Origin of the sequence: Bradyrhizobium sp. LLZ17, from assembly GCF_041200145.1 — a bacterium.
Taxonomy (GTDB): Bacteria; Pseudomonadota; Alphaproteobacteria; order Rhizobiales; family Xanthobacteraceae; genus Bradyrhizobium.
The window spans coordinates 6,696,237-6,710,041 of record NZ_CP165734.1 but is presented as its reverse complement, the minus strand read 5'-3'; the positions used below and the strand labels follow the sequence as shown (position 1 = coordinate 6,710,041).

The window sequence follows — 13,805 nt, the reverse complement described above, 5'->3', positions numbered from 1 at the left end:
GCGACGCGACAGCTAAAACGACGCAAGACTATGCAACAGCACCTGGGCCGAACCGTCATGGACAATAAGTTTAATAATGCCAATCCACCGCCGCCGCCTGGATCGTCATGATCGCGACGGAGTTAGACTGAGACTATGACGCCAATGCCCTTGATTGGTTCCCTCCCGGGAGCATGTAAGCTACAGGATAGCGCGTCAGGACCGGCGCGGAAACCCCTCGCCCGCAGGCTTGGAGATAAATAAACCTCATGAATCCCGTCAAAGAACTGGAAAAGCACGGACAAGCCGTCTGGCTGGACTTCCTGGCCCGCGGCTTCATCGCCAAGGGCGATTTGAAGCGGCTGATCGACACCGACGGCGTCAAGGGCGTCACCTCGAACCCGTCGATTTTCGAGAAGGCGATCGGCAGCTCGGACGAATACGACGCCCCGATCGGCAAGGCGTTGAAGCGCGGCGACCGCACCGTCGCCGACCTGTTCGAAGCCGTCGCCGTCGAGGACATCCAGCACGCCGCCGACGTGCTCCGCCCGGTCTATGACAGGCTCAAGGGAGGCGACGGCTATGTCAGCCTGGAGGTCTCGCCCTATCTGGCGATGGACACCGCCGGCTCGATCGCGGAGGCGCGCCGGCTCTGGAAGGACGTCAACCGCAAGAACCTGATGGTGAAGGTGCCGGCGACGCCGGAGGGCCTGCCGGCGATCGAAACGCTGATCGGCGACGGCATCAGCATCAACATCACGCTGCTGTTCTCGAAGGCGGTCTATCTCGAGGTCGCCGAGGCCTATCTCGCCGGGCTGGAAAAACATGTCGCGGGTGGCGGCGATCCCTCGCATGTCGCGAGCGTGGCGAGCTTCTTCGTCAGCCGCATCGACTCCGTGGTGGACAAGCAGCTCGACGAGAAGATCGCGCGCGCCAACGATCCGAGCGAAAAGGAGCGGCTAGCCGCGCTCAAGGGCAAGGTCGCGATCGCCAATGCCAAGGTCGCCTATCAGGACTACAAGCGCCTGTTCTCGGGCCCGCGCTGGGACAAGCTGGCGGCCAAAGGCGCCAAGCCGCAGCGCATGCTGTGGGCGTCGACCGGCACCAAGAACAAGGATTACAGCGACGTCCTCTATGTCGAGGAATTGATCGGCCCCGACACCATCAACACGATGCCACCGGCGACGCTGGATGCGTTCCGCGACCACGGCAAGCCGCGCGACAGTCTGGAGGAGAACGTCGACGACGCCCGCCGCGTGCTGGAAGAGCTGGAGCGTTCCGGGGTTTCGCTCGACGCGATCACCGAGGAGCTCGTCAAGGACGGCGTCAAGCAGTTCGCCGATGCCGCCGACAAGCTCTACGGCGCGGTCGCCCACAAGCGCGCCACCGTGCTGGGGCCCGCGATCGACCGCCAGCAGCTCTCGCTCGGCGACGGGCTCGGCAAAGCTGTGGCCAAGAGCACCGAGGAATGGCGGACATCCGCAAAGATCCGCCGGCTGTGGCAACGCGACAAGTCGGTCTGGACCGGGACGGACGAGGACAAATGGCTGGGCTGGCTCGACAGCGCGGCCAAGGCCGACCTCGCCGATTACGAAGATTACGCCAACCGCGTGAAGGGCCAGAAATTCTCCGACGCGGTCGTGCTCGGGATGGGCGGATCGAGCCTCGGACCCGAGGTGCTGGCCGAGACCTTCGCGCGCAAGTCCGGCTTCCCGAAGCTGCACGTGCTGGATTCCACCGATCCGGCGCAGGTACGGGCGATGGAGGCCAAGATCGACATCGCCAACACCGTGTTTATCGTCTCCAGCAAGTCCGGCGGCACCACCGAGCCGAACGCCATGAAGGACTATTTCCACGAGCGCGTCGCGCAGGCGGTCGGCCCGAAGGTCAGGACCGGTTATCGCTTCATCGCGGTGACCGATCCCGGCTCGTCGCTGGAGAAAGCCGCGAAGAAGCTGAACTATGCCCGCATCTTCCACGGCGAGCCCTCGATCGGCGGACGCTATTCGGTGCTATCGCCGTTCGGCCTGGTGCCGGCGGCAACGGCCGGCATCGACGTCAAGACCCTGATCAGGCACGCGCTCTCGATGGCCCGCTCCTGCGGGCCGGACGTGCCGCCGTCGGAAAATCCGGGCGTGCAGCTCGGGCTTGCCATGGGCCTCGCCGGCCTCGAGGGCCGCGACAAGGTGACGATCCTGTCGTCGAAGAAGATCGCCGATTTCGGCGCATGGGCCGAGCAGCTCATCGCGGAATCGACCGGCAAGGAGGGCAAGGGCCTGATTCCGATTGCCGGCGAGCCGCTGGGCGCCCCCTCGCTTTACGGCAACGACCGCTTCTTCATCGACATCCGCACCGAGGGCGAGGCGGACGCCGCCCATGACTCGGCGCTCGCCGCCATCGAGGCAGCCGGCCATCCCGTCGTGCGCATCGTGATGAAGTCGATCGACCATCTCGGCCAGGAGTTCTTCCGCTTCGAGATGGCAACGGCTGTCGCAGGCTCGATCCTCGGCATCAACCCGTTCGACCAGCCCGACGTCGAAGCCGCCAAGATCAAGACCCGCGAACTGACGACCGCGTATGAGAAGACCGGCGCGCTCCCGGACGAGCAGCCGGTGGTCAGCACCGCGGAGGCCGATCTCTACACCGACGCAACCAACGCCGCGGCGTTGCGCGCCGCCGGCGCCAATGGCGATCTCACCTCCTGGCTGAAGGCGCATCTCTCGCGTTCCAGCCGTGGCGACTATGTCGCCCTGCTCGGCTACATCGCGCGCGACAAGGCCACCATCGACGCACTCCAGACGATGCGGCTGGAAGTGCGCGAGAAGCATCACGTCGCGACCTGCGCCGAGTTCGGCCCGCGCTTCCTGCACTCCACCGGCCAGGCCTACAAGGGCGGACCCGACAGCGGCGTGTTCCTCCAGATCACCGCCGATGATGCCAGGGATCTTCCGGTGCCGGGCCAGAAGGCGAGCTTTGGCGTGATCAAGGCGGCGCAGGCGCGCGGCGATTTCGACGTGCTCACCGAGCGCGGCCGGCGCGCGCTTCGGGTGCACCTGAAGGGCGGGCTCAAGAAAGGTCTCGCGGCGCTCAACGCCGCACTCACGAACGCGCTGAACTAAGGGAATATCTCAAATGCAACTCGGCATGATCGGCCTCGGCCGGATGGGCGGCAACATCGTTCGCCGGCTGATGCGCCACGGCCATTCGACCGTGGTCTATGACAAGGACGCCAAGGCCGTTGCCGGCCTGGCGGCAGAGGGCGCGCAGGGCTCGGCGACGCTGGAAGAGTTCATCGCCAAGCTGGAACGGCCGCGTACCGCCTGGGTGATGCTGCCCGCGGGACGCATCACCGAGACGACGATCGACACGATCGCGGGCGTGATGCAGGACGGCGACGTCATCATCGACGGCGGCAACACCTTCTGGCAGGACGACGTCCGCCGCGGCAAGGCGCTGAAAGAGCGCGGCATCCACTATGTCGACGTCGGCACCTCCGGCGGTGTGTGGGGGCTCGAGCGCGGCTATTGCATGATGATCGGCGGCGAGAAGCCGGTGGTCGACCGGCTCGATCCGATCTTCGCCGCGCTCGCCCCCGGCGCCGGCGACATTCCGCGCACGGAGGGACGCGACGGGCGCGATCCCCGGATCGAGCAGGGCTACATCCATGCAGGTCCCGTGGGCGCCGGGCATTTCGTCAAGATGATCCACAATGGTATCGAATACGGCCTGATGCAGGCCTATGCCGAAGGTTTCGACATCCTCAAGAACGCCAGCATCGAGGCCTTGCCCGCGGATCACCGCTACGATTTCGACCTCGCCGACGTCGCCGAAGTCTGGCGGCGCGGCAGCGTGATCCCGTCCTGGCTGCTCGATCTCACCTCGACCGCGCTCGCCGACAGCCCGGCGCTGACGGAATATTCCGGCTTTGTCGAGGATTCCGGCGAGGGACGCTGGACCGTGAATGCGGCGATCGACGAAGCCGTGCCGGCCGAAGTCCTGACCGCTGCGCTCTACGCACGTTTCCGTTCCCGCAAGGAACACACCTTCGCCGAAAAAATTCTCTCCGCGATGCGCGCGGGTTTTGGCGGCCACAAGGAGCCGAAGCAGCCGGACGCCGCGAAGCCAAAGTAGAAACAACAAAGCGAAGGCCGAACATTCGTGACAAAAGACCCGCAGCCCAAGCGCAAGCCGGAAAATTGCGCCTTCGTCATCTTTGGCGTGACCGGAGACCTGACCCATCGGCTGGTGATGCCCTCGCTCTACAATCTGGCGGCCGAGAACATGCTGCCGGAGAAGTTCTGCGTCGTTGGCGTCGCTCGCAATCGCCAGTCCGATGAGGAGCTGCGCGACAGCCTGATGCAGGGCCTGCGCGAGTTCGCCACCCGCCCGGTCGACGATGTCGTAGCAAAGCAGCTGCTGCAATGCGTGACCTTCGTCGAGGCGGATGCAAAGGATCCGCCGTCCTTCGACCGCCTGCGCGCACATCTGGATACGCTCGAATGCGCGGAAGGTACCGGCGGCAACCGGCTGTTCTATCTGGCGACGCCGCCGGTCGCGTTCGCGCCGACGGCGCGCGAGCTCGGTCGCACGGGCATGATGAAGGAGAATGGCGCCTGGCGACGGCTGGTGATCGAAAAGCCGTTCGGTACCGATCTTGTCTCGGCGCGCGCGCTGAACGCCGAACTCTTGAAGATCATGGACGAGCACCAGATCTACCGGATCGATCATTATCTCGGCAAGGAGACGGTGCAGAACATCCTGGTGCTGCGCTTTGCCAACGGCATGTTCGAGCCGATCTGGAATCGCAACCATATCGACCACATCCAGATCACGGTCGAGGAGAAGCTCGGCGTCGGCCATCGCGGCGGCTTCTACGATGCCACCGGGGCATTGCGCGACATGGTGCCGAACCATCTGTTCCAGCTGATGTCGCTGGTGGCGATGGAGCCCCCCGCTCGCTTTGACGCCCATTCGGTGCGCTCCGAGAAGGCCGAGGTTCTGACCGCGATCCAGCAGCCGAATGCGGAGGAAGCGCTCAAGAGCTCGGTTCGCGCGCAATATCTCGCCGGCCGGATCGGCGACGACGAGATCCCGGACTATCGCAAGACCGAGGACGTGAAACCGGGCAGCACCACCGAGACCTTTGTCGCGCTCAAACTGATGATCGACAATTGGCGCTGGGCCGGCGTGCCGTTCTATCTGCGCACCGGCAAGGCGCTGGCTCACAAGCGCACGGAGGTCGCGATCAAGTTCAAGCAGGCGCCGCTGTCGATGTTCACGGGCACGGCGGTCGATCGCCTCTCGCAGAACTTCCTCACCATCGGCATTGCGCCGACCGAGACCATCGAGCTGCAGTTCAACGCCAAGATCCCGGGGCCGAGCATCACCATCGACGGCGTCGAGATGAAATTCCGCTACGGCGATTATTTCCGCGCCGATCCGTCAACCGGCTACGAGACGCTGATCTACGACTGCATGATCGGCGACAACATCCTGTTCCAGCGCGCCGACGGCATCGAGGCCGGGTGGCAGGCGGTGCAGCCGTTCCTGGACGCCTGGAAGCAGGCCGGCACCAATGGCATCGAGACCTATCCGGCCGGCAGCGAGGGCCCGACCTGCGCCGACGAGTTGCTTCGGCGCGACGGCCGAAGCTGGCGGAAATTCACGTGATGGATACGACCGGCCAGCCCAAGCTGATCGTCGTGGCCGACGCCGAGGCCCTCGCCTGTGCAGCCGCCGCACGGGTGATGGCGCGGACTTCCGCCAATCCCGGCCGCATCGCGATCTGTCTCACCGGTGGCTCCAGCCCCAGGAAGCTCTATCAGTTGCTCGGCAGCGATGAGTATCGCGGCCAGATCCCATGGGATCGGGTGCACTGGTTCATCGGCGACGAGCGCTTCGTGCCTTCGAGCGATCCCCTCAACAACATGGCGATCGCGCGCGCGACCTTTCTCGATCGCAGCGCGCCCTCCAGCCATATCCACCCGATCCCGACCACTGCCGAAAATCCCGATCGCAGCGCCGAGGCCTATGCGCGCGAATTGCAGGCCTTCTACGGCTCGGACCAACTCGATCCGGCGCGGCCGCTGTTCGACATGGTTTTGATGGGCGTAGGTCCCGACGGCCACACCGCTTCACTTTTCCCGGGCTATCCCGCGGTGGAGGAGACCGAGCGCTGGGTCGTCGGCGTGCCCAAGGCCAATGTCGCGCCCTTCGTGCCACGGGTCTCGCTCACCTTGCCCGCGCTGGCGTCCTGCCGCGAAATGCTGTTCGAGATTGCCGGGCATGACAAGCAGCCGATCTTGACGCGCCTCCTCAATGGCGAGACTCTGCCGGCCGTACGCGCGCGCTCGAATGGTGAGACCGTCTGGCTGGTCGACCAGGCCGCGCTTCCGGAGGGAATTCGTGGCGGGCGCTAAAGCACCTTGTGCGTTGATTGTGATGGGCGTGTCGGGCTCGGGCAAGAGCACCATTGCAGAATTGCTCGGCAAACGTCTCGGTTGGCGCTTCGAGGACGGCGACAGCTTTCATCCCGCCAGCAATGTCGAGAAGATGAGGGCCGGCCATCCGCTCACGGACGAGGACCGCTGGCCATGGCTCAATGCCATCGCCGACGAGATCGCGCGGGTGTGCGACAAAGGCGAGCACGTCATCATCGCCTGCTCGGCGCTGAAGCACGCTTATCGCGACGTGCTGCTACGCGGTCGCGACGACGTCCGCTTCATCTTCCTGAAGGGCACGCAGGAGCTGATCGCCGACCGGCTCGCGCACCGCAAGGGCCATTTCATGCCGCCCGGGCTGCTGACCAGCCAGTTCAACACGCTGGAGCCACCGGAGGCGAGCGAGCACGTCATCACGGCATCGATCGACGAATCCGTCGAGGCGATCGTGGACGGCATCGTGCGACAGTTGAAATTGGCCGGCACGACCGCTGAGGCCACAAAACCCAAGGTCTTGCCATGACGCAAATCTCACTCGTGGTGTCCGACGTCGACGGCACGCTGTTGACCAAGGACAAGACGCTGACCGACCGCGCAAAAAGCGCGGTCCAGCGGCTGCACAAGGCCGGCATCGGCTTCACCATCACCTCCAGCCGCCCCGCTATCGGCATGCGCTTCCTGATCGAGCCGCTCGCGCTTTGGCTGCCGGTCGGCCCGTTCAACGGGTCCTCGATCATCGATCCCGAGATGCATCCAGTCGAGCAGCACCTGATCCCGCAGGCCGCGGCCGAGCGCTCGTTGAAGATCCTCAGGGAATTCGGCGCTGATATCTGGGTATTTACCGCCGATCAATGGCTGATCGACAATCCCAACGGCAGCTACGTCGCCCACGAGCAGCACACGATAAGGGCCGATCCAACCACCGTGACGGATTTTTCGCCCTACCTCGCGACGGCCTGCAAGATCGTCGGCGCGAGTGCGGATGCGCCAGGCCTGGAGCGTTGCGAGAAAGTCATGCAGGAGGCGCTCGGCAGGCAGGCGACCGCGGTCCGGTCGCAGACCTATTATCTCGACATCACCCCGCCTGGCTTCGACAAGGGCACCTTCGTCCAAGCAATGGCCAAGCGCCTGGGCATCGCCACCGACGCCGTCGCCACCATCGGGGACATGCAGAATGACCTCGCCATGTTCCGCGTCAGCGGCATGTCGATCGCCATGGGCAATGCTGCCGACAACGTCAAGGACCAAGCCACCAACGTCACTGCGACCAATGAGCAGGACGGTTTTGCCGAGGCAATCGAGATGATCTTGAAGCGGAACGGGGCGGGCTGAGCTTGATGGCGTCAAAGTACGCCGCTGGTGCTCCACCTCTCCCCGATGGGGAGAGGTGACAGGCGCACCTCGCTGCATTTGATCGAAGTCAATTGCGCTCTACTTCGACCGCTGCATCGCCGGCTTCTCGCTGCCGTGCCGTGCCGCCGAAAGATTATGCGCCGTATTGACCAGCGCGATATGGGTCAGTGCTTGCGGGAAATTGCCGGTCTGGCGACGCGCCACGGAATCATATTCCTCGGCCAACAGCCCGACATCGTTCGCGAGCCCCGCGACCCGGTCGAACAACACCTGCGCCTTCTCGAGATCACCTGACAGCACATGGGCATCGGCCAGCCACAGGCTGCAGGCCAGGAATGCGCCCTCGACCGGCTGCGTCTCCCCCGATACCTCGCGTGGATCGTGCCGGAGGACGAAGCCGTTGCGGATCAGGTGCTTTTCGATGGCCGCGATGGTGCCACGAATGCGCGGATCGGATGGGGGCAGAAAGCCGACCGCCGGGAGCAGCAGCAAACTGGCATCGAGCAGCTTCGAGCCGTAGGACTCGACGAAGGCATTCTCTGCCGCGTCAAACCCCTTGTTGCAGACCTCGCGATGGATCGCGTCGCGCAAGGTACGCCAGTGCAGCAACGGCGCCTTGAAGCCAAACGTCTCGGCGCTCTTGATGCCGCGGTCGAAGGCGACCCAGGTCATCACCTTGGAAAAGACGTAGTGCCTCGGCTGTCCGCGCCGCTCCCAGATGCCGTGGTCGGGATGGTCCCAAACCTCCGCCAGATGGTTGAGCACGGCGCATTCCAGCGCCCAGCTTTCATGGTCAAGCTTCAGCTTTGCCATCCGCGACTGGTGGAACGCGTCGATCAATTCGCCGTAGACGTCGAGCTGGAGCTGCGCATGCGCGGCATTGCCGACGCGTACCGGCTGCGCACCCTCATAGCCGTCGAGCCAGCCCGCTTCCCATTCCAGCAGCCGGCGCTGCCCCCAGATGCCGTACATGATCTGCATGTTCGCCGGCGCGCCGGCCACCGCGCGCAACAGCCAATTGTGCCAGGCCAAGGCTTCCTCGGTGTAGCCCGAGTTCATCAACGCCAGCAGCGTGAAAGTGGCGTCGCGCAGCCAGCAGAAGCGATAATCCCAGTTTCTGGCGCCCCCGAGCTTTTCCGGCAACGACGTGGTCGGCGCGGCCACGATGCCGCCGGTCGGGGCAAAGGTCAGCGCTTTCAGCGTGATCAGAGAGCGCAGGATGAGATCGCGATAGGCGCCGTCGCGGGTGCAGCGACTGCACCAGTCGTCCCAGAATTTCTCGGTTTCCCGGAGCGCAATCTCCGGATCGATCGGCTCAGGCGGATCGAGGTGCGAGGGGCCATAGGTCAGAACGAACGGTACGGTCTCCCCGGCCGCGACCTCGAATTCGGCGACCGTCGTGAAATCCTCGCCGCGGGTCTTGGCCGGCGTCCGCAGCACCGTCATGTCCTGGCCGGCGATCGCCAGCAGCGCGCCATGCTCGCCGCGGCGCACCCAGGGAATGTCGGCGCCGAAACCGAAGCGGATGACGAGCTGCATCCGCATCTTGACCTTGCCGCTGACGCCCCGGACCAGCCGCACGATATCGGACGCCTTGCCGCGCGGCGGCATGAAGTCGACCAGCGCGACGGTGCCGCTCTTGGTCTCGAAGCGTGTTTCGAGAATGAGGGTGTTGCCGAGATAACGGCGCGACGTGCCCGTGATGTCCCCGGTTGGCGCAATCCGCCAGCAGCCGTTCTTGGACCCGCCGAGGATTGCCGCGAAGCAGGCATCGGAATCGAAGGCCGGCCAGCACAGCCAGTCGATCGAGCCGTTGCGCCCGACCAGCGCCGCGGTCTCGCAGTCGCCGATCAGCGCATAGTCCTCGATCCTCTGAGACAATGTTCGCGAGCCCAAGAAATCCCTCGCCCAATCAACTCCCGCCGGGCAAGGAACGTTCCCGCGTCGCGGCCTTCAAAGCTGCGAGATCGATCTTGGCGGCGATCTTGTCGAGCGCAACCGGCAGGCGCTGGCGCCAGTTCGGGTGCTCGTCGATGGTGCCGGGGATGTTGGGCTGGTCGATCACGCCGAGCAGATCCTCCAGCGACACCGCCAACAGCCGCGACGGCGTGCGCGACAGGAAGGCGAGCACCGAATAGACGTCGTTGGCATGAATGCCGTTCTGGCCCAGGATCTCGTCGAGCATCCCGAGCGCATCCCAGCGTGCCTGCTCGTTCTCGCCGGGGTCGAGCCCGAGCGAGCGCTTCATCTTGAGATCGCTGAACGAGCGCCAGCCGGCATAGGTCGACAAATCGTGCGTGTTCAGCGTCACCAGCGCGTTCGGCCGGTAATAGTCGCTGTTGCGGAAACGGCCGGCATTGTCGCGCTCGAACATCATGACGAGATATGACCAGATGCCGAAGTCCTGCATAGTCTCGCGAAAGCCCTCCGGCACCGTGCCGAGGTCCTCGCCGATGACGATGCATTTGTGCGCCGCGCTCTCGCGCGCCACCGCGCCAAGCAGCGCCTCGAACGGCATCTCCACATAGGCGCCGTTGTCCGGCTTGAAGCCGCGCGGCACCAGGTAAAGCCGTTTCAGCCCCAGCACGTGATCGAGACGGATCGCGCCGGCGTGCCGCATCGAGGCGGCCAGCATGTCGGCGAATGGCACAAAGGACTGGGCTTCGAGGCCACCCGCATTGAAGCCGGCGAGCCCCCAATCCTGGCCGACGGTGTTGAGCACGTCGGGCGGCGCGCCGACGGCGAGATGGCGCGAGATCGCCATCTGCTCGTTCCAGGCGTCGAAGCCGTTGGACTGCACGCCAACGGCGACATCGAGATAGAGCCCGACCCGCATGCCGAGCTCAACGGCGAGCTCCTTTGCCGCTTGCAACTGCGCATCAGCGGTCCATTGCACGAATTCGACGAATTCGACGTCGCGCTTGGCGCGACCGCTACGCAGCTCGGCGCATTTAGTCTCGTCCGGTTGCTGCCATTCCGGCGGCCATTCCCACCACGGAGCATTGAAACGATGCCGCAGCACTTCGAAGCAGGCGAAACGCGACAACAGCGGCGCGCGGGCAGCGCGGAAGGCGTCAAACTGATTGCGGCGGACACCGCTTGCCTTTGTCAGGAAGCTGTCAAAGGCGGCGCGCAGGCCCAGCCATTTCAATGCCGCCATGTCGGCATAGGGGACACGATCGCCTTCACGCAGCCGCGCGGCGGTCGCGGCCGCATCGGGGATGAGATCTGCCGAAAATTCCGGGATCGCCTCGACGTCGATATAGAGCGGATTGAGAAACAGCCGGCTGTTCGGCGAATAGGGGCTGCAATCGCTGGGCTGGTCGTCGAACAGCACATGCAGCGGGTTGAGCCCGACGCCATCCGCGCCGAGCTGCTTTGCGAGCCGGACGAGACCGGCGAGATCGGTGAAATCGCCGATGCCCCAATTGCGATTGGAGCGGACGCTGTAGAGCTGGACCGCGAGCAGCCAGCCACGGTCGAAATCGCCGCCAAAGGCGCGCTCGGGCGCCACGATCATCGGCACCTCTTCGGTCACGCCGGCAGCATCTGTCAGCGTCAACCGGTGGTAACCGAGCGGCAGCGCGGCCGGCCAGGCCAGCACCGGCTCGCGGGTCTCGCCTTGCGCGATCAAATTGCCGTTGCCGGTCACTTTCCATCGCAGCGGCGCAGTGCCGGTGGTGACCAGCTCGGTGCGCGGATTTGCCAGCGCCCGGACCACGACCGGCCCGCTGACGAAGCGGTAGACCCGCTTCTCCGGCAGGGCATCCAGGATGGTTTTGAGGGCCACGGGATCGGTGACCCTCAGCTTTCCGAGGGCATCGACGAATTCAGACTGAACGCCCTTGATCCGGGCTTGAGCTAAAAGATCCATTCGGCACGCGGTTTGCAGGCCTTCAATCGGCCGGGGGCATCGATTTTGACGAGGTTGCGGAAGACGTTAGTCAGGGTTAACTCGCAAACCGCACCTGCCGTTCCCAGCGGGAACTAATGACACACAAGCGGCTTTCTATATAGGTACCAAGCGTAGGCTCCCGCCAAGGGAAACGGGCCCCTGCTTTCTTGTCAATGGCATCACCGTGAACAAGACAATTCAAACTGTCGAGAGTGCCGCGTCAGGCAGCGCTTTCCTCATTGAAGACATCTATCCGCTGATTGACGGCGGCCGCTTCGCCGTGAAACGGATCGCGGCCGAACCGGTCGAGGTCTGGGCCGACATCTATCGCGACGGCGATGCCGTGATCGGCGCCGCGCTGATCTGGCGTGCCGAGCAGGACCGTGAATGGCGGAGCGAGCCGATGATCCATCACGGCAATGACCGCTGGTCGGGCGCATTCACGCCGACCGAGCCCGGGCCATATGTTTATGCCATTGAGGCCTGGACCGACGAATTCGCCACCTGGCGGCACCATCTCGCGCGCAAGCAGCGCTCCGGCGCCGATCTCAGCCTCGATGCGATCGAAGGCGCGGGCCTGCTGACCAAAGCGCACGGCGCACGGCAAGACGCCGCTGATCTCATCCTCAGGCAATGCGAGGACTATCTCAGGAATGGCGACGTCGCGCCGCTGCTTGCGGCCGAGCTGAACGAGGCCATGTCTGAGAGCCAGTCGCGGCCTGACCTGACCCGTTCCCCCTCTTCCCGCTGATCGTCGACCGCGACAAGGCACGCTTTGGCGCCTGGTATCAGATGATGCCACGCAGCCAGAGCAATGTGGCGGGCCGGCACGGGACGCTGAGGGATTGCATCGCGCGCGTGCCCGACATCGCCGCGATGGGTTTTGACGTGCTCTATTTCACGCCGATCCACCCGATCGGCCGCACCCGCCGCAAGGGCCGCAACAATGCTGCCGTCGCAACCGAAGCCGAGCCCGGCTCGCCCTATGCGATCGGCGCCGCCGAGGGCGGCCACGATGCGCTGCATCACGAGCTCGGCACCATCGAGGATTTCCGCGCGCTGGTGGCAACCTGCCTCGAATACGGCCTGGAGCTCGCGCTCGACTTCGCCGTGCAGTGCTCGCCTGATCATCCCTGGCTGACGCAGCATCCGGAATGGTTCAGGTGGCGGCCGGACCGTTCGGTGCGGACGGCGGACGGACCCTATTCGGATATCGTCATCCCCGATTTCAACTCGGTCGACAGGATCGGATTGTGGAACGCGTTTCGCGACGCAATGTTGTTCTGGATCGACCATGGCGTGACCATCTTCGCCATCGACAATCACGACACGGCGCCGTTCCAGTTCTGGGAATGGCTTATCCGCGACATCCGCCGCCGGCATCCCGAGGTGATCCTGTTCTCCAAGACATACGCGCGCCCGAAATTGATGAAGGGCCTGGCCAAGCTCGGCTTCGCGCAATCGTTCAGTTATTTTCCGTGGCGAACCGAGAAATGGGAGCTGGAGCAATATTTCAGCGAGCTCACAAATTATCCGGAACGCGACTTCTACCGTCCGAACCTGTTCGTCAACACGCCTGATCTCCTGCCCTATCATCTCCAGAGCGGCGAAGCCTGGGCGTTCAAGTCGCGCGTTGCGCTGGCGGCGACGCTGGCGGGCAGTTACGGCATTTACAGCGGGTTCGAGCTGCTCGAGCACGAGGCTATTCCCGGCCGCGAGGAGTATCTTGATTCCGAGAAATACCAGATCAAGCAGCGCGACTGGGACAAGCCGGGCAAGATCAAGCGCTACATCACGGAGCTGAACCGCATCCGCAACGAGAACGCGGCGCTTCAACAGACGGCGAGCCTCCGCTTCCTCGGCATCGAGGACGGCGAGACGATCGCCTTCGTGAAGGAGGCGGCGGATCCGGCCAATGTCGTCGTCAGCGTCATCGCACTCTCGCGGCATGCGCGCGAGTTCTGGTTGCCGCTCGGCGGCCTCACCATCGACGCCGGCGGTGAGCGCCGGCACGTCACCGCACTCGAAAATCTCCTCACCGGCGAGCAGTCCCGCATCGAATGGGGCGGGATCAAATTGCGCATCGATCCCGACCGCGATCCGGCGCTGCTGTTCCGCTGCCTGGCGTAAAGGGGCAC

The 13,805-nt window shown here is 64.5% G+C and carries 8 protein-coding genes and 1 pseudogene; 7 read left to right on the top strand and 2 right to left on the bottom strand.

Features of this window, described 5'->3' with window-relative positions:
- Positions 1-248 precede the first annotated feature (248 nt).
- From AB8Z38_RS32150 to AB8Z38_RS32125, 6 genes are read left to right on the top strand one after another with little or no spacing between them, the layout of a single operon-like run.
- Entirely contained in the window at positions 249-3,098 is a 2,850-nt protein-coding gene (locus tag AB8Z38_RS32150) for a bifunctional transaldolase/phosoglucose isomerase (RefSeq protein WP_369721606.1), read from the top strand.
- Between the two features lie 13 nt (positions 3,099-3,111).
- A complete protein-coding gene (gene gnd, locus AB8Z38_RS32145; RefSeq protein WP_369721605.1) occupies positions 3,112-4,110 on the top strand; it encodes a phosphogluconate dehydrogenase (NAD(+)-dependent, decarboxylating) in 999 nt (332 codons plus the stop codon).
- 27 nt (positions 4,111-4,137) lie between these two features.
- Positions 4,138-5,649: a glucose-6-phosphate dehydrogenase gene (gene zwf, locus AB8Z38_RS32140; RefSeq protein ID WP_369721604.1), complete on the top strand. Its 1,512-nt coding sequence runs from the start codon at positions 4,138-4,140 to the stop codon at positions 5,647-5,649.
- Positions 5,649-6,398: a 6-phosphogluconolactonase gene (gene pgl, locus AB8Z38_RS32135; protein WP_369726658.1), complete on the top strand. Its 750-nt coding sequence runs from the start codon at positions 5,649-5,651 to the stop codon at positions 6,396-6,398. The genes zwf and pgl overlap by 1 nt, the downstream gene beginning before the upstream one ends.
- Complete coding sequence (locus AB8Z38_RS32130; protein ID WP_369721603.1) at positions 6,385-6,942, top strand: gluconokinase; 558 nt, start codon at positions 6,385-6,387, stop codon at positions 6,940-6,942. Before pgl ends, AB8Z38_RS32130 begins: the two co-directional genes overlap by 14 nt.
- On the top strand, positions 6,939-7,751 hold the full coding sequence (locus AB8Z38_RS32125; RefSeq protein ID WP_369721602.1) for an HAD family hydrolase: 813 nt from the start codon (positions 6,939-6,941) through the stop codon (positions 7,749-7,751). Before AB8Z38_RS32130 ends, AB8Z38_RS32125 begins: the two co-directional genes overlap by 4 nt.
- Before the next feature lie 99 nt (positions 7,752-7,850).
- Here AB8Z38_RS32125 and AB8Z38_RS32120 read toward each other — a convergent pair whose 3' ends face one another.
- Positions 7,851-9,653: a glycoside hydrolase family 15 protein gene (locus AB8Z38_RS32120; RefSeq protein WP_369721601.1), complete on the bottom strand. Its 1,803-nt coding sequence runs from the start codon at positions 9,651-9,653 to the stop codon at positions 7,851-7,853.
- A 31-nt stretch (positions 9,654-9,684) separates the two neighbouring features.
- The gene (gene malQ, locus AB8Z38_RS32115; RefSeq protein WP_369721600.1) at positions 9,685-11,646 is read right to left on the bottom strand and encodes a 4-alpha-glucanotransferase; all 1,962 of its coding nucleotides are present in this window, start codon (positions 11,644-11,646) and stop codon (positions 9,685-9,687) included.
- Between the two features lie 205 nt (positions 11,647-11,851).
- On the opposite strand from malQ, the pseudogene AB8Z38_RS32110 reads away from it, so the two are divergent.
- Positions 11,852-13,797: pseudogene (locus AB8Z38_RS32110) on the top strand (maltotransferase domain-containing protein).
- Positions 13,798-13,805 lie beyond the last annotated feature (8 nt).

Bases quoted from the DNA above. Each gene is read 5' to 3' on its own strand.
- AB8Z38_RS32150 (WP_369721606.1), top strand. From the start codon at position 249: ATGAATCCCGTCAAAGAACTGGAAAAGCACGGACAAGCCGTCTGGCTG.
- gnd (WP_369721605.1), top strand. From the start codon at position 3,112: ATGCAACTCGGCATGATCGGCCTCGGCCGGATGGGCGGCAACATCGTT.
- pgl (WP_369726658.1), top strand. From the start codon at position 5,649: ATGGATACGACCGGCCAGCCCAAGCTGATCGTCGTGGCCGACGCCGAG.
- AB8Z38_RS32125 (WP_369721602.1), top strand. From the start codon at position 6,939: ATGACGCAAATCTCACTCGTGGTGTCCGACGTCGACGGCACGCTGTTG.
- malQ (WP_369721600.1), bottom strand. From the start codon at position 11,646: ATGGATCTTTTAGCTCAAGCCCGGATCAAGGGCGTTCAGTCTGAATTC.